Below are 16,848 nucleotides of genomic sequence, written 5' to 3' on the forward strand. Positions count from 1 at the left end.
CACGCTTTCCGAAAAGATTAGCACTTTTCTTGCGGGGCAAAGTTCAGATAACTTTTGCCACTCTTTAACTTATCCAGATGAGCGAGCGTCCGATACAGATACTCATGATTGATGACGATGAAGACGATTTTTTCCTGGTGACGGAACTATTGCGTGATATTTCTCCCGGTCAATACACCCTGGAATGGGCGCCTACCTATCAGAAAGGCGTTGAAGCCATTGAAAGGAAAGCCCATGACATCTTCCTGGTAGATTACCGGCTGGGACCACACACCGGCCTGGACATTCTCCATCATTTTCAGGAAATGCAATATAGTATGCCCGTCATTATGCTGACGGGCAAAGGCGACTATGCCATTGACCAGGAAGCCATGAAAGCAGGTGCGTACGACTATCTCGTGAAAGGCGAAATCACCGCCGACCTGCTGGAACGCTCTATCCGCTATGCACTCGACGAATATAAACACCTCCGCAGCATCGAGGAAAGCGAAAGGAAATACTTCGGCATCTTTGAAAAAGCCCACGACCTGATCATCCTGGCCGACTGCGATAAAAACATCATCGATGCCAATCCGGCCGCCCTCCGGCGGCTGCAATATGCGAAAGAAGATATTCTCCGGCTGCACCTGCGCGACCTCTTTACCTTCCAGGAACAGAGCGAACAGTTCCTGGAGAATATCTGCAATGACGGCGTAGCAGGCACACAGGAATATGAATTCAAAACACGCGACAACAAAAAACTGTTTGTGCTCATCAATGCAGTGATGCTGGATGAAGCGGAACAGATATTCCTGTGCGTTATACAGGACATTACGGAGAAAAAAAGGGAAGAACAGGAGAAACAACACCAGGAAAAATTTGTGATCACCGGCCGTATCGCCAGGGTAATTGCCCATGAGGTGAGAAACCCGCTGACCAACATCCTGCTGGCGGTCAGCCAGTTCAAAGAAGAAGATGAAGTGGCAACCAATGACGACTCCTCGCTCTACACTGACATCATTGAGCGGAACTGCACCCGTATTAACCAGCTGATCACCGAACTGCTGGACAGCACACGCATGATAGAGCTGCACACCGCAGAATACGGCATTAACCAACTGATGGAAAATGCGCTCCGGCTGGCACAGGACCGTATGCAGCTGCATGAAATACGGCTCCACAAACAGCTGGTAACGCCCGATATAAAAGTAAATGCCGATGATGAAAAAGTGGTGATAGCCTTTCTGAATATCATCATCAATGCTATTGAAGCTATGACACCGGGCAAGGGTATCCTCACCGTTACCACCCGCCGCAACCAGGACAAAGCACAGGTACAGATTTCGGATAACGGCATCGGTATCCCGGAAGAAAAAATCTCCCGGCTGTTTGACCCGTTCTATACCAACAAAACCAAAGGGACCGGTCTTGGTCTGACCAGCACACAAAACATACTGCTAAATCATAAGGGGACCATTCACGTAGATAGTGAACAGGGGAAGGGAACCACCTTTACCATCACGCTACCGGCGGTTTAATCTTCTTCTTCTCCGCTGCCTTCAGGAAATTTCTTGCGTCTGCGCAGGCGCTCTTCGTGTTTGCTGAGTGCGCCGTCAATCGCTTCTTCCACTGAATGCGACTCATTCATCCTGATTTTTTTGGCGGTTTCTTCCGCCATTACATGATAGTATTTATGCAGGATGTCCAATTCTTCTTCAGAGAGATTTTCCACATCAATCAGCCGGTTGCTGGCCAGCTTATGTGCGGCTATCAGTTCATTCAGTTTCAGCTGGATAGATTTGGAATCTTTGTTTTGTGATTTCTGGATAATAAAAACCATCAGGAAAGTGATGATAGTAGTACCGGTATTAATGACCAGCTGCCAGGTATCGGAGTAATGAAATATAGGGCCGCTTACACCCCATAGGATAATGACACCGAGTGCCAGGAAGAAGGCCCAGGGGCTGCCGGTAGCGGCTATTACTTTGGCGGCCATGGTTTCGAAGAATCGTGTACCGGACTGGTTTTCGGATAGTGGTTTCATAGCTGCCTCATTTGTTACAAAGAGATGCAGGCAAAAAGCCTGCCTGCATCTCCTGCTTTTAGTAGTTGATATTCAACAAGCGTAATTTATTATAGAGGGTTTTTCGGTCGATGTTTAACAACTGTGCTGCTTTCGTTTTATTGTATTTTACTTCTTTGAGCACATTGATGATTTTGTTGTACTCCGCCTGCAGCGCTACAGTCTTCAGGTCGTTGTCATTAGCCATGATGGCCAGTTCCCCGGTTACCTGCATTTCTTCCTGTGGCTGGGTAAAAGACTCTTTCATCTCCAGCGGCAGGGCTGCCATGGTGATTTCCTGCATTTCCGGTGTCAGCAGGCAGGCGCGGCGAATGATATTTTTCAGCTCACGAATATTGCCGGGCCAGTTGTACTGCTGGAAACATTTCCATACCTCCGGTGATATTTTGCCACAGGATTTCTCCAGTTCCCGTTCCACCTGTTCCACAAAGGCAGCCACAAACAGCGGCAGGTCTTCGCGGCGTTCGCGCAGCGGCGGAATGTAGATGGTGAATTCATTGAAGCGATGGAAGAGGTCTTCGCGGAACTTGCCCCGTTGCACCGACTCCGACAGCTTTTCGTTAGACGCCACGATGATGCGTACGTCTACCGGTATTTCCTTGAGGCTGCCCACGCGGCGGATCACTTTTTCCTGTAACACGCGCAGCATGGCCACCTGTATGTCGTACGAGAGGTTTGAAATTTCATCGAGGAAAAGCGTGCCTCCCTGCGCCTGTTCGAAAGCGCCTATTTTGGTACCGATAGCGCCGGTAAAGGCCCCTTTTTCGTGACCAAACAGTTCACTGGCAGCCAGTTCTTTGGAAAGACTTCCGCAGTCCAGCGCCACAAACGGTTGGGATGAACGTTTACTGTGGTGATGTATCAGGTGGGCCACCGATTCCTTACCGGTACCGGTTTCCCCGAAGATGATCACGCTGTAGTCTGTGGGCGCTACCAATTTTATCTGGCGGATCAATTCACGGGCGCCTTCACTTTCACCGTATACATATTTATCATTTTTATCGCTCTGGTTGCGGGACAGCAGCGTTTCGCGGGCTTCCGGGGCGCTGCCGGCATCCACCGGCTGCACGGCCAGGCGCTCCTGTTCGGATTCTTTGTGCGCAAAAGCTTTGTGCACCAGGTTCAGTATTTCATCGGGATACAGCGGCTTGGACAGATAATCGTACGCACCGTTTTTCACCATTTCCACGGCCACACGCACGTCCGTATAGCCGGTGATGATAATGACGATTGTCTGCGGATTGATCTGATGGATGTCCTGCAGCAATTGTGCGCCATCTGTATCTTTCAGCCTGTAATCGCACAGTACGAGATCGAATGTTTTTTCCTTCATCATTTTAAGCGCAGCAGCGCCTGTCATGGTGGTGTCTACATTGAACCCGTGTTTGCTCAGAAATTTACTGAGGAGCGTACAGATATTAATTTCGTCATCTATAATCAGGATATTTTTCATACTTCTCTAATATGTGGTATTTGTCAACAGCTTACTTAAAATTACTAAATAAATCCCGGCTCGTGGCGGTTAGTGCCTGATGATGCCTATCAGTTCATCAACATGTTTCACGCTGAATGGTTTGGGCAGGAAGAAGGTAGCCCCTGCGCTCAGCGCTTTTTGTTTCTCCATTCCGTTGTCATAGGCACTAATGGTTATCACCGGCAAGGCTGGGCATTCTTGTCTGATGACCGGCAGTGCGTCGAGCCCTGACCCGTCCGGAAGATGGATATCCAGGAACAGCAGGTCCGGCTGCTGGTGGCGCAGATGCAGCATTCCTTCATTCAGTGCATGGACATAGGTTACCTGGTAGCCATGTCTTACGAGCGTCAGCTGCAACAATCGACAAATGTCCGGTTCATCATCGATAATAAGGATACTTGGTCCGTTTTTTATTTCATCCGCTGAACCCGATCCGGACCGGTTCACGGTTGTCTTTTTTGGTTGTAACATATTTGTGTTTGTTCCATTGTTCCATCAAAAGACGGGCAATCAGGTAGCACACCGTAGATTCGGCGCCCTGGTTCTGGTTAACATTGTTACGTTCCAGTCCATCATAGCATCCGTAGGTAAGGGGGTTATAGACCAGTTGTTTGAGATGGTTATTCCCCAGGTACCAGCTGAAGGCAACGCGCATTTTTTCCAGGTACAAATGGTTTTTAGTAGTGTTATAAAAAGTGTCCAGGGCCAACATGGTATATGCCACTTCGATGGATTGCTCTCCACCTGCTTCATTGGCAGGGGGCATATGTTTATGGTACCATGTTTTATTGCTGATGACTTTCATATAGCTGTCAGTAAAGGTTTTGCCACAAAGAAACGCCAGGCTTTCTTCTGCGGTTTTACGGTAAGCGGGCACTCCGGTTACCTGGAAAGCCAGCATCATGGCTTCAGGGAGCACGGCATTACCGTAGGTAAGGCTCGATTCAAACCATTTCCAGTCATCATCTGCTTCCGCTGTATATAATCCCTGCAATCGGGAGGCCAATTTATTGAGCAGCTCAGCGACCTGTTCGGTTTTCCGGTAATGCTGGAAATAATACAGTCCTTTGATGGCAAAAGCGATGGCCCTCGGGGAAGAGAGGCTGTCCATCCACCGCAGGCAGGGCCTGAAGAGGGACAGCAGCTCCTGTGTCATATCGAAAGACAGTACCCGGTGGCAGGAAAGAGCGTATCCCAGCGCCCATACCGCACGGCCGTTGGCGTCTTCCAGGTTCACTTCTTCATTCTGGCTGGTGAAGTTCCCTTCTTTGTCTACATAGTTGAGGAAGCGGCCTGACGGTTTACGACAGGAGGCAATAAAACGAATATACTTACGGATCAGGGAATCCGCGAAGGTGCTGGGTTTGATGGTAGTAATATACATGCAGAGCGCGATGAGTGCGCGGGCGTTGTCATCGAGGGTATAACCGTGAGCCGGGTCCGGCACGTCGTGGCGGGCGAACTGCAGCATACCGCGTTCGTCTGTCAGACGGTCTACATGGTCCAGGTAAGGCGCCGGCAGATTGGGCATGGTCACTTTGCTGTCATCGAGCACTTCGCTGAACATGGCCATGTGCGCGATGGCCACGTTGTCCCATATGGAGCTGCGTGTTTTCTCGATGGCATTGCGGCTCATGGTGCGCCGCAGTTCAGGATTGCCCAGCAGCGTCATGGCAGCATGGGACAGTTGTTCCGCATTATTGAAATCGATCAGGCAGCCGCAGCTTTCATCCAGCATTTCCTTTGCCTGAACGAAGGCCGTTGAAATAACGGCACAACCTGCGCTCATGGCGTATACAAAAGTTCCGCTGACAGCCTGATGGGGATCTTTGGAGGTGAAAAGGTAAATATCGGTCAGTGACAGATAGTCCAGTAAGGTATCGAGGGAGAGGTAGGTATTAACAAACCGCACGTTGTTTTCCAGCTGATATTCTTTTACCATTTCTTCCAATCGTTCGCGGTAGCGCTCTCCTTCGCGGGCCACGATGACCGGATGGGTTTTGCCCAGAATAAGATAGATGGCATTGGGATATGTTTTGACGATGTCTTTCATGGCCCTGATACCCGTTTCCAGCCCTTTATTTTCGCTCAGGAGGCCGAAGGTGCTGAGCACCAGCTTATCTTCCAGATCGTATTGCTTTTTGAGGGCATTCACGTCATCGATGATATGGGCGTGGGTGCCATGTGGAATATGAACGATTTTGTCTGCCGGCACCTGGTATACATCACGCAGCAAATCAACCGACGAGCGGGTCATGGCGGTCACTTTGGTGGCCAGGGCGCCGATCAGGCTAACTACCTTCAGGCATTTCTGGTCGGGGAATGGCAGTACGGTATGAAAACGGACGATAAAAGGTTTATCCAGCAGCGACAGCATGGCGAGCAGGTTGTGCCCGTATTCGCCGCCGTACAGGCCAAATTCGTGCTCGAAGCAGAGCAGGTCTATTTTACTGTTTTCATTGACCTGTTGCGCAAAGGCGATGCAGCTGTCAATGTCGAAAGGATTAACGGTGTACGTGACCGGGGCTTGTTTGCTTCCCCATGGTTTTCCCGATTCTTCCAGTGCACAGATTTCGATATTCAGTTTCCCGGCGAAACTTTTGTCCAGCGCGTTGATCAGATCTTGCGCAAATGTAGCGATACCGCACTCACGGGGCGGAAATGATGATACAAAAAGCAAGTTTTTAGTCATTGGTCAAAAATTTAAGGCTTTCATTCACAACGGACCCATTGGGTAGTCCGGGATCTAAGCTTTTCAAATATCAATCCAACGCCTGACTGCTGCATTTTACCGGATTCATCAAACAAAAACTGTAGAAAATATTCCCCATATGTTTATCCCGTTTTTTCCCGGGTGGGGAAAACAATTTTTGCCCGGCGTTAAGAAGTAATTAACATTTGATATATCTATTTATTATTATAATTGTAAAATATTTGTTTCCTTTACCGGAAACAGGGGGGCAAAGCACAGCATTCGCAGTGGATACATCCATAAAACCAAGGATGTGAAGGGATCACTGAAAGCACATATCACAAGCGGTTCCGGCGCGGATGCCTGGCTGGGGGTAAATCATGGCACTGATTGTCTTGCAGCCATAATAGCGGATCTCCGGCCACAGCAGGTTGTTGGGCGGCACAGGACATAAGAGATGAAAAAATAATTTAAAATATTTATAAAACATCAAAAAAAGTATACAATTTTGTTAATTGTCCAAACTTGCTTATTTTTAAACTCACGACCATATCGGGCCCAATTAACCAAAGATTAACACACTTCTTTTTTTGACGTTTTATAGTATCGGCGATTTACTTGGATCAAAATCTATCTATTCATTATAAAACCTTACCGCGCTTATGCGACATATTGCATGTACCCTCAACGTGGATGGAGTCCCCACTAAAATCAACATCCGGAAAGTAGCCAAAGAAAGAAGATTCCTGGCAATTGTAGATCAGACAGTTACAGAATACATCATTTCAGACGAGACCAATGAAGTGGAATACTATGAAGGACCAAAATTAGACGACTATCTCTTTGAGAAAATAGCTGCCCTTATCAAACAGTATTTTCCCAAAGTAAAAGCCATTGTAAAAGTAGGGGAAGATAATTATGAGGACTATGACGACTACTAGTCGTCAGTCCTCGTGTCAGATAAATCCTTTTTCAAGTGAAAGAAAGGCCTCGGATGGATGCACCTGCTGCCATAATACTGCATACACCGCCTGGGCAACAGGCATCACCGCTCCTATCTCCTTGTTCATCTCATACATGCATTTGCTGGCATAATACCCTTCTGCAATCATATTTAACTCCAGCTGCGCTGCTTTAACGGAGTATCCTTTCCCGATCATGTTACCGAAAGTCCGGTTCCTGCTATGCAGGGAGTAACAGGTCACCAGCAGGTCGCCCAGGTAGGCGCTGGCGCTGTAGTTATGCACCGTAGGTTCGCTGCCCTGCAGCTCCGCTTTGCGGGCCTCGTATTGCTCCAGGAAAGCCTGCATTTCCCGGAAGCAGTTGGTGATATATACGCTCAGGAAATTATCGCCATATTCCAGGCCGTGCGCAATCCCCGCCCCCAGCGCATAGATATTTTTCATCACCGCGGCCAGCTGCACGCCAATCATATCTGTATTGACGATCGTCTGCAAATAGCTGCCGGTAAACTTATCGGCAATAGCCTGTGCGGCCTCCTGATGTACGCCTGAGAAAGTAAGATAAGAGAGTTTTTCATTGGCCACTTCCTCCGCATGGCAAGGCCCGGTGATGGTGAAGTAATGTGCAGCCGGCAGCCGGAAACGTTCTTCCAGGTACTCATTGATCAGCTGGTTATTGCCCGGTACCAGTCCTTTAATGGCCGAAATCACCTTCTTCCCTTCCAGCGCCGAAGCAGGGAGCTGCTCCAGCACTTCTGTCAGGAACGCCGAAGGCACCGCCAGCACCAGCTCATCACAGGCTGCCACCACAGCACGCACATCGCTGCTGAGCGACAACAGGCTGGTATCAAAATATACAGAAGTCAGGTAATGTTTGTTATGATGGCGCTGCTGCATATGCCGGATGGTATCTTCATTGCGGATCCACCAGTGGATATGCTGTCCATTGTCTGTCAGTATCTTGGCCAATGCAGTAGCCCAACTGCCACTGCCGATAATACCAATGCGATTCTCCTTGCTCACAATGCTAATTTTACGCAAGATAGGAAATCCGGCACGCAAAGGCGCAAAGAAGACCTTATTTGGTAAGAAAGCAAAGGAGCGAAGATCATATGATCTTCGCTCCTTTGCTTTCTTACCTGGTCAGCAAAATCTTTGCGTTCTTTTGCCAACTTTATTTCTTTGCGAGCAATTATTTATTCTGCCCTTCGAAAAGTTTGTCTTTAGGCACCACCTTCACTTTCTTGCCATTATTCAGGGTGCGGGACACGGCGCTGTAGGGCGCGCTGATCACCTGGTCACCTTCCTGTAAGCCGGACAGGATCTGGATATTGGTGTCGTCCTGCACACCGGTTTTTACGGGCACCATTTTCACGGTGTTGTCTTTCTGCAATACAAATACCACTTCGTTCAGCGCTGCGGTGTTCTTATTGGCATCTTCCGGTTTTTTCTCTTCTTTCTTTGTGGAATCAGTGTCGCGGGTGGTAACGGCATTGATGGGTATAGACAGCACGTTGTTTTCATGCCGGGTCTGTATATCCACGCTGGCGCTCATACCGGGGCGGAAAGGAAATGCTTTGTGAAGGGCAGGGTTCAGCAGATCTGCATAGGATTCCGGCAGAATGCGGATATGCACAATATAGCTGGTCACCTGTTCCGCTGAAGAGGCAGTGGCAGTGGTAGCTGTAGCAGCGCCTTTGCTGGAGCTGGCGATCTGGGTTACCACCCCTTTAAAACGACGGTTGTTATAGGCGTCTACCTCGATGATGGCGGTATCACCGTATTTCACTTTGGGGACATCGTTCTCGCCAACGTCCACCTGTACTTCCATACGGCTCAGATCAGCGATACGCAGCATTTCGGTACCGGTCATCTGGGCGGTACCTACCACGCGTTCCCCTTTCTTTACATTGAGCAGGGATACGATACCGTTCATGGGAGCTACGATCGTGGTACGACCGAGGTTTTTGTTAGCTTCTTTCAGATTGGCCTGTGCGCTCTGCACGCCAAACTTACTGCTGTTGATCTGTTGCACCGCCGCGTTGTAATCCGCCTGGGAAGCGAGGAAAGTGGCTTCGCTGGTTTCAAACTCGGAGCGGGAGATCACTTTCTGGGAAAGCAATTCTTTATTACGAAGATAAGCGGCCTTGTTCTGGTCAAGGCGGGCTTTGTAGGAATTGAGCGCAGCAGCGGTATTGGCCAGCTGTGCCTGTGACTGACTAACGGAAGCCATGGCTTTGTCCACCATAGAACCGTAAATATCTCCGTAAATACGGGCCAGCACCTGGCCTTTTGCCACAGTATCCCCTTCGAGTACTGTCAGCTCTGTAATTTCGCCTGATACGTCGGAGCTGACTTTTACTTCTATTTCGGGATAAATCTTGCCACTGGCGGTTACTACCTCAATGATATTCTTTTTTTCTGCTTTGTCTGCCGCTACGTTCAGTGCTTCTTCTTTACCGATAACACCCGAAACTTTTAAAACAATGAGCAAAATAACAAGTAAACCTAAGCCCGTGAGCCAAAAAAGGGTCTTTTTATTCTTCTTCATAAAGCAATTTATTTCCCGGCTGTCTACAGGGATATTCTTTGGTCCCGGTAGAACTCCAGCAATTTCATTTTAAAAATGTAATCGTATTGCGCCGAGACTTTATCAATCTGGGCTTTGAACAATCTGGTTTGCGTTGTGATATAATCAATGGTGTTCATTAATCCAAGGTTAAAACGTTTGGTGGCGAAGTCATACGCTTTCTGGGCGGCCATTACGCCGGTAGTGGAAGCGTTGAATTTCTGAAGGGCGGCCACCGCGTTGGCATGGGCGGTATAGATGTCCTGCCGTAGTTTCTGGTTGTCAAGGTCGCGGCTCAGTTCCATGCTATGTACATTCACTTTTGCCTTTGCTACAGCGGTCCTTTGTTGCCAGCCGCTGAACAGCGGAATTCCCAGACTCAGCCCGATATTTTTACCGAAGGTATTATCCAGCTGTTTGTTGAAAGGGATCAGCTTTCCGTCACGGTCATAGAAGTTGTTGGCATAGCTGGTAGAAAGCCCACCCACCAGGGACAAGGTCGGGTATAGCTGTCCTTTCGCTGAACGGTAGGCCCTGTCTGCACTTTTGATCCTGAGCTCATCGGATTTTACCAGCGGATAGGTGGTCAGCGCGGCGCTATACACCATTTCCGGGTCCATTTCCCCGAGAGGTGTCATCGGCAGCGTGGCGATGTTCTCCGGGATTTCCGGTACGAAAGGAATCTCAAATCCGAGGTTCAGATAAGCCTTCATCTGCAAGATAGCCAAAATTACATCATTCCTGGCGGTCACCAGGTTGGTGCTGTCCTGCGCCAGTTGCGCTTCCAGGTCGGCCTGGTTGCTTTCCGGAACAGAACCGGCGATTACCAGCTTTTTGGTATTGTCGAGGTTTGACAAGGTTTGTTTTACCTGTACCTCGTTTACTTTTACCTGTTCTTCCTTCAGCAGGATCTGCAGAAATGCTGTTGCAACATTGAAAGCGAGGTCATTCCGGGCTTTTTGCAGCAGGAAACTATTGGATTCTGCATCCAGCCTGTTGGCTGCTATCTGGTTCTGTTTTGAAAACCAGTTGAACAAATCGCCTCTCATATTAAGTGAACCACTGGCGTTGAAGACAGACTGGTTGATATAGGCGTTATCCTGAATGCTGGCGATACGACCATCGGAATACCCTGCACTGACGTTGCCGGAGAAGCCGGGTATCATACTGAGGCGGCTTTGTTGCAGCGTAAGTTCTGCAAGCCGTTTTTGCACCTCCTGTTGTTTTACAGTGATGCTGTGTTCCATAGCATAGTCCACACAGCGTTTCAAACTCCACGTATCCTGCGCTACAGCCGGGGTTATGTTAGCAAAGAAGCAGAAGAACAGGAAAAATCCTGCGATTTGGGATATTCTCATAACAGGCCAAAAATATAATAAATGTAAGGATAGTTTTCCTCGCTTCTTGATAGAAGGCAAAATTTTGTTAGGTATGGTGTCATACCCAACGCCATGCGTATACAACATAGTCTTTTTTTTGGAGATTAATACTGATTAAGCGCACCATCTGTCGTTACCCCTGTATATGCCCGTCCCGGATCTGGATGATCCGGTTGCCATAGGTAGCATTCAGGTCAGAGTGGGTCACCTGTACAATGGTTATTTTATCCTGGTCATTCAGTTGTTTAAAAAGTTCCATGATCACCTTCGCCTGGTCCGAATGCAGGTTGCCGGTAGGTTCGTCCGCCAGTATTACCCTCGGCTCGGCCACAATAGCGCGGGCGATGCCTACCAGCTGCTGCTGGCCGCCGGAGAGCTGGTTGGGGAAAAGGTCTTTTTTGGCTACCATATTAAAACGGTCCAGCACATCCGCCACCTTGCTCTTTCTTTCAGAACCGGAAAGGTTTTTATATAAAAGCGGGGTCTCGATGTTTTCATAAACGGTCAGTTCATCTATCAGGTGATAAGCCTGAAATACGAAACCAATGGCGCCGCGGTGCAACTGCGTCCGTTTTTTCTCGTTCATTTTATCCACCCGCTCTCCCTGAAAGAGATATTGCCCGGCAGAAGGTTCTTCCAGCAATCCCAGAATATGTAGCAAGGTTGATTTACCAGATCCGGAAGGTCCCATAATAGACACAAATTCGCCTTCCCTGATCGTCAGGTCAACGTCTTTCAGGATCTCGTTTTTACCAAATCCTACCGGGTAATGCTTGGATATTTTCTGCAGTTCTATCATGATAATTTTTTTTGAAATTTGGACTTGCTTACAATTTTCCGGTGAAGCAATATAAGTTCATTTCACCGGATCTTTTTATTCAGTTTTTAAAGTATTGGCCGGATTGCTGAGGGCTGCCCGCACGGTCTTCAGGCTCATGGCCCCGAGGGCCATCAGGGCCATGATCACGCCGCCGGCGGCGAACACCCACCAGGTAAGACTGGTGCGGTAAACAAAAGACTGCAGCCATTGGCTCATCACCCACCACGACAAGGGGATGGCCAGCAGGAATGCAACCAGTACCGGCTTCATAAAATCGGTCGTGAGCATACGGACTACCTGCCATACGGTGGCGCCCAGTACCTTGCGGATACCTATTTCTTTCGTACGCTGGTCAGTGGTAAAAATAACCAGGCCCAGCAAGCCGAGGATACTGATAAAAATAGCCAGGCCGGCGCACCAGTTCAACAGGCTGCCCATCCGCTGCTCCTGCCGGTACATATTGGCGACGGTTTTATCCAGGAACTCATAGCTGAACTCCTCCCGCGGATAAAGGTCCTTCCAGGCTTTTTCAATACCGCTGATGGCATTATTCCATACTACGCCTCCTTCACCGGGATTACGCAGCCGTACGTGCAGCACCCGGTGCCGTCTCAGCGCATCGCTGCCTATGGCCATGGCGGGAATTTCACTGCGCACGCTGGCTGCACTGAAATTTGCGACCACTCCCACCACCGGATGGCCTTCTATCACCTGCCCGATGGCATCCTGCGGCCTTTTAAAGCCAAAGGCCGTCACCGCTTTTTCATTCAGCAGCCACTCGCGCACGGAATCTGTGGTGGCGATGTTTCTGCCGGCCAGCAGCCGAAGCTGGTACAACGGAAGATAGTTACTGTCGCCATAACGCACTTCTACTGTTTTATCTACCTCCTGGCGGCCATTGTTATACTTTAAAATAGATGTTTCCGTACCGCTGATGGCGGGTGTGTTCGCCGCCAGGCTCACCATCTCCACCTCCGGCAAGGCGGCCACCCGTTCTTCCAGCAGCCTGCGTTTGGCCTGGTCGGGATCGCGCCGCGGCGTGTTAACGGTAAGAACGGCGTTCTTCCGGAAGCCAAGGTCTTTATTCAGGGAAAAACTGATTTGTTTGCTGACAATCAGCGTGGCAATGACAAAAAACTGTGCGACGGTGAATTGCACGGCTGTCAATGTCTGACGCACCCAGACCTTTCCGCCGCGATGCCCTGTATTGGATTTCAGCACCGCTACCGGCTGGAACCGCGCCAGCACATAAGCCGGGTAGATACCGGCGATGAACGCCACCACTACCGCTAACAGGAACAGGAACGACAACACGGGCACCGTATACAATTGCGTAACGGGCAGATCGTCCGGCAGGAAAGTATGGAAGCTGATAATCAGGAGCGGCGCCAGCAGCAACGCCAGCACAGCGGCCAGCAGGGTGAGGATCATCGTTTCCCCGAGGAACTGTTTGATCAGCTGCCCGGTAGTACCCCCGATCGCTTTCCGGATGCCGGTTTCTTTCGCTCTGCGGGAAGCCTGCGCCGTTGTCAGGTTCACAAAATTGATGACTGCCAGCCCGAGCAAAGCCACGGCTATCATGGACAGGATATTCAACTGCTTTCTGCTCGCGGTACGGCGGTACGCTTCGAACCCGACATCAAAATGCAGATCGCTCAACGGGTGCAGCGACAATACTGTCTTAAAATCCTTTGTATCATGCTGCGATATATACTTATCCAGTATGGCAAGGGCATCCTGCGGGCGGGCAGCGGGACGGAGTTTGACCAGCAGCTGGGTAGAAGAGCTGATGCTCTGCCAGTTGTCGCTCAGGTAGATTTTCTTTAAAGCGGCATTGGTTTGCAGGGTAGGCAGCGAAATCATCTCCCTGAACCAGAAATCTGTATCGTAGGCCAGGTCTTTCACCACACCTGTCACGGTGACCCTGATACTGTCATCATATAGGAGCTGCTTTCCCAGCACCTGCGCTATCGGCGTGTTGGGGAAATAAACACGGGCGCGCTCCTTCGTCAATACTACCGACAGCGGTTGAGACAAGGCGGTGGCGGCATCTCCGCCCAGCCACTCGTATCCCAGCATGTCCATATAGCCCTTGTCTGCAAAAATGATGTCCTCTTTATTCTTGAAGTCTTTTCCCCCGGCGGTAATAAGGGCGGTAGTATTGTTAATAAAAAAATGTACAGTATTTTCTACCTGCGGTATATTCTCCTTCGCTACCGTTATAACGGGAACGGGCACACCGTTGTTCTTTATGCTGTCTCCCAAAAAGCTGATCGTGGAAACCACCCGGAAAATACGGTCCGTGTCGGCTACTGCTTTGTTGAACCCCGATTCGTAAAATACCACGAGGTACACTACCAGTGCAGCACCGATTCCTGTCACTAACCCCATGATATTCAACAGGGAGAAGACTTTATTACGCCATATATTTCTGACTGCTACAAGGAAATAATTTTTAAACATCGCTCGTTTTTTTATTCCGCTCTAAGGCTTTTTACAGGATTCATGGTGGCTGTTTTCACAGACTGCAGGCTGACCGTCAGCAGAGCTACCACGATGGCCAGCGCGCCGGCGGCCACAAAGAGCCATACGCTCAGGGAAGCATGGTAAGCAAAAGCATCCAGCCAGTTGCGGCCAACATACCAGGCTACGGGCACGGCCAGCAGCAGTGCCAGCAGCACCAGCCTGATAAAGTCTTTCGACAACATGGCCACCACATTTGTCACGGAAGCGCCCAGCACTTTACGGATACCGATTTCCCGCGTACGCTGCTGCGTTGTCAGCGCAGCCAGCCCCAGTAAACCCAGGCAGGAAACGATCATTACCAGCGTGGCGAAAACACCCAGCACAGCACCTACCCGGTATTCTGATTTATACATCCGGTTGAAGTCGTCGTCCAGGAAATGATAGTCAAACGGCGTTGCCGGCTGCACTTCTTTCCAAAGCGCACCTATGGCGGCAATCACCTGTTGTTTGTCACTTCCCCCTGTTTTTACGTAGATCTGCTGAAACCAGTCGTATTCCGGGAATACCACGATAGGCTCAATTTTGCTTTTCATGGACGCGAAGTGGAAGTCTTTCACAACACCTTTTACGGTCCCCTCGCGGCCGTTGAGCATCATCCGCTTGCCAACGGCGGCTTCCGGCGTCCAGCCCAGCTTTTTGACCGCTGTCTCGTTCAGGAAAAAGTGATACGCCCGCGCTTCGGACGGCTCTTTCAGGATATCCGCAATGTCGGCATGGGTCAGGTCTTCCCCGGACAACAGGGTGATGCCCAATGTTTTCAGGTAATCTTTTTCAACAGGCAGCGCGTTGATGTTCAGCGTATAAGATGCAGGCCTGCCTTCTATATGGTCTATGCTGTAGCCTCCCTGGACATCTACCGGCGATTCGGCCGAAGCGGTTACGTGCGTTACCCCGGAGAGCTGCAGCAGCCGTCCCTTAAAGGATTCCAGCACCTGTGCATCGGCTTTGAAGCCGTTGAGCGCCAATACCTCCGAACGGTCCAGGCCCAGTTTTTTATGCTGTATGTATTGCATCTGCTGCTGTACCACCAGCGTACAGATGATGAAGAAAATAGACGCCGCAAACTGGAATACCACCAGTGACTGACGGATGCCGCGGCCCCGGGGCGGGGCGGTCTGTGATCCTTTCAACACCTGCACCGGTCTGAAGCCGGACAGGAACAATGCAGGATAAATTCCCGTAACGAAGGATACAAGGACGAAAATGACCGCCAGTACCATGTAGATCCGGTAACCACCGGTGCCTCCCATCTGCAACTGCACATCCGCCAGCTGGTTGAAAGCCGGCAGCAGCAGTCTTGCCAGCAGCAACCCGATGCCCAGCGCAATGCCGGTCAGCAGTGCCGATTCCATCATAAACTGCCAGAAGAGCTGTCCCCGTTGCGCGCCCAGCGCCTTACGCACCCCTACTTCCCTGCTTCGCTCGGTAGAACGTGCCGTAGCGAGGTTCATGAAGTTAACGCAGGCAATGATCAGCAACATGCCGCCTATGAGCGCGAAAACATAATTGTAGCGCATATCCCCCTTGGCTTCGGTGACATCGGCCGCTACAGAATGCAGGTGGATATCCGCCACACGCTCCGGCACAAAATTCAGCGAGGCGCCGCTGTTACGTTCTTCATCGCCAAGCTGCTGCCGCGCCAGCGCGGTGAGGCTCGCCTGAAGCGTTGACAGTTGTGCCGGATGCTGCACCTGCACATAGGTGTAATAATTAGCCGAACCCCAATATTCCTTCAGCTGCAACGTACTGTAGCTGGCTACAAAATCGAACTTGAGATGTGTATTGGAAGGAGCGTCTGCGGCAACGCCCGTCACCTGGTAAGAGCGCTTGCCATTGATCAGCAGGGTCTTGCCCACCGGGTCAGTATCTCCGAAATATTTTTTCGCCATAGACGCTGATATCACCACCATATCTGGCCCGCTCAGCACGGTCGCAGCATTGCCGGCTTTCAGGGGGAAAGAAAACAGCTGGAAAAACGGGGCGTCAGCATAAAGGAACCGCTTTTCGTTCCAGCTTTTGTCTTTATACTGAATACTTACATCACGGTGGTACACCCGCACCACTTTTTCAATCTCCGGCTGGTCTTTAATAGCAGTAGCCAGGATATTGGGCGTGAGGGCTGTCTGTACCGGCTTCTCCCCTTTCTGGCCGTAGTCCATACGCAAACGATACAGTTCTGTCACGTTTTTATACCACCGGTCGTACGTCCATTCGTTCTCGAGATATAGGGATAATAATACAAAACAGGCGATAGCCGTAGCCAGTCCGAAAACGTTGATACCCGCATACAACTTGCGTTTCAGCAGGTTCTTAACAGCTATCTTAAAATAGTTTTTCCACATCAGGCATTTGTTTATGATCAGT

At 50.0% G+C, this 16,848-nt stretch carries 12 protein-coding genes; 2 read left to right on the forward strand and 10 right to left on the reverse strand.

What is annotated here, in order from left to right; translation table 11 throughout:
* Window positions 1-77: 77 nt before the first annotated feature.
* Window positions 78-1,517, forward strand: coding sequence for a hybrid sensor histidine kinase/response regulator (locus tag HF324_RS32780; protein WP_168808053.1), 1,440 nt, complete (start codon window positions 78-80; stop codon window positions 1,515-1,517).
* On the opposite strand, the gene HF324_RS32785 is transcribed toward HF324_RS32780, so the two are convergent.
* The 4 genes from HF324_RS32785 to HF324_RS32800 all read right to left on the reverse strand — a co-directional run bounded on the left by HF324_RS32785 (window position 1,514) and on the right by HF324_RS32800 (window position 6,228).
* Window positions 1,514-2,023, reverse strand: a complete 510-nt coding sequence (locus tag HF324_RS32785; RefSeq protein ID WP_168861673.1) for a low affinity iron permease family protein — start codon at window positions 2,021-2,023, stop codon at window positions 1,514-1,516. The two genes, HF324_RS32780 and HF324_RS32785, sit on opposite strands and share 4 nt — an antisense overlap.
* Before the next feature lie 58 nt (window positions 2,024-2,081).
* Window positions 2,082-3,515, reverse strand: a complete 1,434-nt coding sequence (locus HF324_RS32790; RefSeq protein WP_168808057.1) for a sigma-54-dependent transcriptional regulator — start codon at window positions 3,513-3,515, stop codon at window positions 2,082-2,084.
* Between the two features lie 69 nt (window positions 3,516-3,584).
* The gene (locus tag HF324_RS32795) at window positions 3,585-3,983 is read right to left on the reverse strand and encodes a response regulator (RefSeq protein ID WP_246269353.1); all 399 of its coding nucleotides are present in this window, start codon (window positions 3,981-3,983) and stop codon (window positions 3,585-3,587) included.
* Window positions 3,952-6,228, reverse strand: a complete 2,277-nt coding sequence (locus HF324_RS32800; RefSeq protein ID WP_168861674.1) for a glycosyltransferase — start codon at window positions 6,226-6,228, stop codon at window positions 3,952-3,954. The genes HF324_RS32795 and HF324_RS32800 overlap by 32 nt, the downstream gene beginning before the upstream one ends.
* 662 nt (window positions 6,229-6,890) lie before the next feature.
* Between HF324_RS32800 and HF324_RS32805 the strand changes: the two genes are divergently transcribed.
* On the forward strand, window positions 6,891-7,169 hold the full coding sequence (locus tag HF324_RS32805; RefSeq protein ID WP_078669906.1) for a hypothetical protein: 279 nt from the start codon (window positions 6,891-6,893) through the stop codon (window positions 7,167-7,169).
* Between the two features lie 15 nt (window positions 7,170-7,184).
* On the opposite strand, the gene HF324_RS32810 is transcribed toward HF324_RS32805, so the two are convergent.
* The 6 genes from HF324_RS32810 to HF324_RS32835 form a co-directional block, all read right to left on the reverse strand.
* Complete coding sequence (locus tag HF324_RS32810) at window positions 7,185-8,213, reverse strand: NAD(P)H-dependent glycerol-3-phosphate dehydrogenase (protein ID WP_220100652.1); 1,029 nt, start codon at window positions 8,211-8,213, stop codon at window positions 7,185-7,187.
* Between the two features lie 169 nt (window positions 8,214-8,382).
* Complete coding sequence (locus HF324_RS32815; protein WP_246269354.1) at window positions 8,383-9,684, reverse strand: efflux RND transporter periplasmic adaptor subunit; 1,302 nt, start codon at window positions 9,682-9,684, stop codon at window positions 8,383-8,385.
* Between the two features lie 80 nt (window positions 9,685-9,764).
* On the reverse strand, window positions 9,765-11,117 hold the full coding sequence (locus HF324_RS32820) for a TolC family protein (protein WP_168808065.1): 1,353 nt from the start codon (window positions 11,115-11,117) through the stop codon (window positions 9,765-9,767).
* Between the two features lie 154 nt (window positions 11,118-11,271).
* Window positions 11,272-11,937, reverse strand: coding sequence for an ABC transporter ATP-binding protein (locus tag HF324_RS32825; RefSeq protein WP_168808067.1), 666 nt, complete (start codon window positions 11,935-11,937; stop codon window positions 11,272-11,274).
* 75 nt (window positions 11,938-12,012) lie between these two features.
* Window positions 12,013-14,421: an FtsX-like permease family protein gene (locus HF324_RS32830; protein ID WP_168861675.1), complete on the reverse strand. Its 2,409-nt coding sequence runs from the start codon at window positions 14,419-14,421 to the stop codon at window positions 12,013-12,015.
* Window positions 14,422-14,432: 11 nt separating this feature from the next.
* A complete protein-coding gene (locus HF324_RS32835) occupies window positions 14,433-16,826 on the reverse strand; it encodes an ABC transporter permease (RefSeq protein WP_168808071.1) in 2,394 nt (797 codons plus the stop codon).
* Window positions 16,827-16,848 lie beyond the last annotated feature (22 nt).

The sequence above is a fragment of the Chitinophaga oryzae genome (assembly GCF_012516375.2).
In the GTDB taxonomy this organism is placed as follows: Bacteria; Bacteroidota; Bacteroidia; order Chitinophagales; family Chitinophagaceae; genus Chitinophaga; species Chitinophaga oryzae.

Coding starts and splice junctions, on each gene's coding strand:
- HF324_RS32820 (WP_168808065.1), bottom strand. CDS start 11,117: ATGAGAATATCCCAAATCGCAGGATTTTTCCTGTTCTTCTGCTTCTTT.
- HF324_RS32790 (WP_168808057.1), bottom strand. CDS start 3,515: ATGAAAAATATCCTGATTATAGATGACGAAATTAATATCTGTACGCTC.
- HF324_RS32800 (WP_168861674.1), bottom strand. CDS start 6,228: ATGACTAAAAACTTGCTTTTTGTATCATCATTTCCGCCCCGTGAGTGC.
- HF324_RS32835 (WP_168808071.1), bottom strand. CDS start 16,826: ATGTGGAAAAACTATTTTAAGATAGCTGTTAAGAACCTGCTGAAACGC.
- HF324_RS32825 (WP_168808067.1), bottom strand. CDS start 11,937: ATGATAGAACTGCAGAAAATATCCAAGCATTACCCGGTAGGATTTGGT.
- HF324_RS32830 (WP_168861675.1), bottom strand. CDS start 14,421: ATGTTTAAAAATTATTTCCTTGTAGCAGTCAGAAATATATGGCGTAAT.
- HF324_RS32805 (WP_078669906.1), top strand. CDS start 6,891: ATGCGACATATTGCATGTACCCTCAACGTGGATGGAGTCCCCACTAAA.
- HF324_RS32780 (WP_168808053.1), top strand. CDS start 78: ATGAGCGAGCGTCCGATACAGATACTCATGATTGATGACGATGAAGAC.
- HF324_RS32785 (WP_168861673.1), bottom strand. CDS start 2,023: ATGAAACCACTATCCGAAAACCAGTCCGGTACACGATTCTTCGAAACC.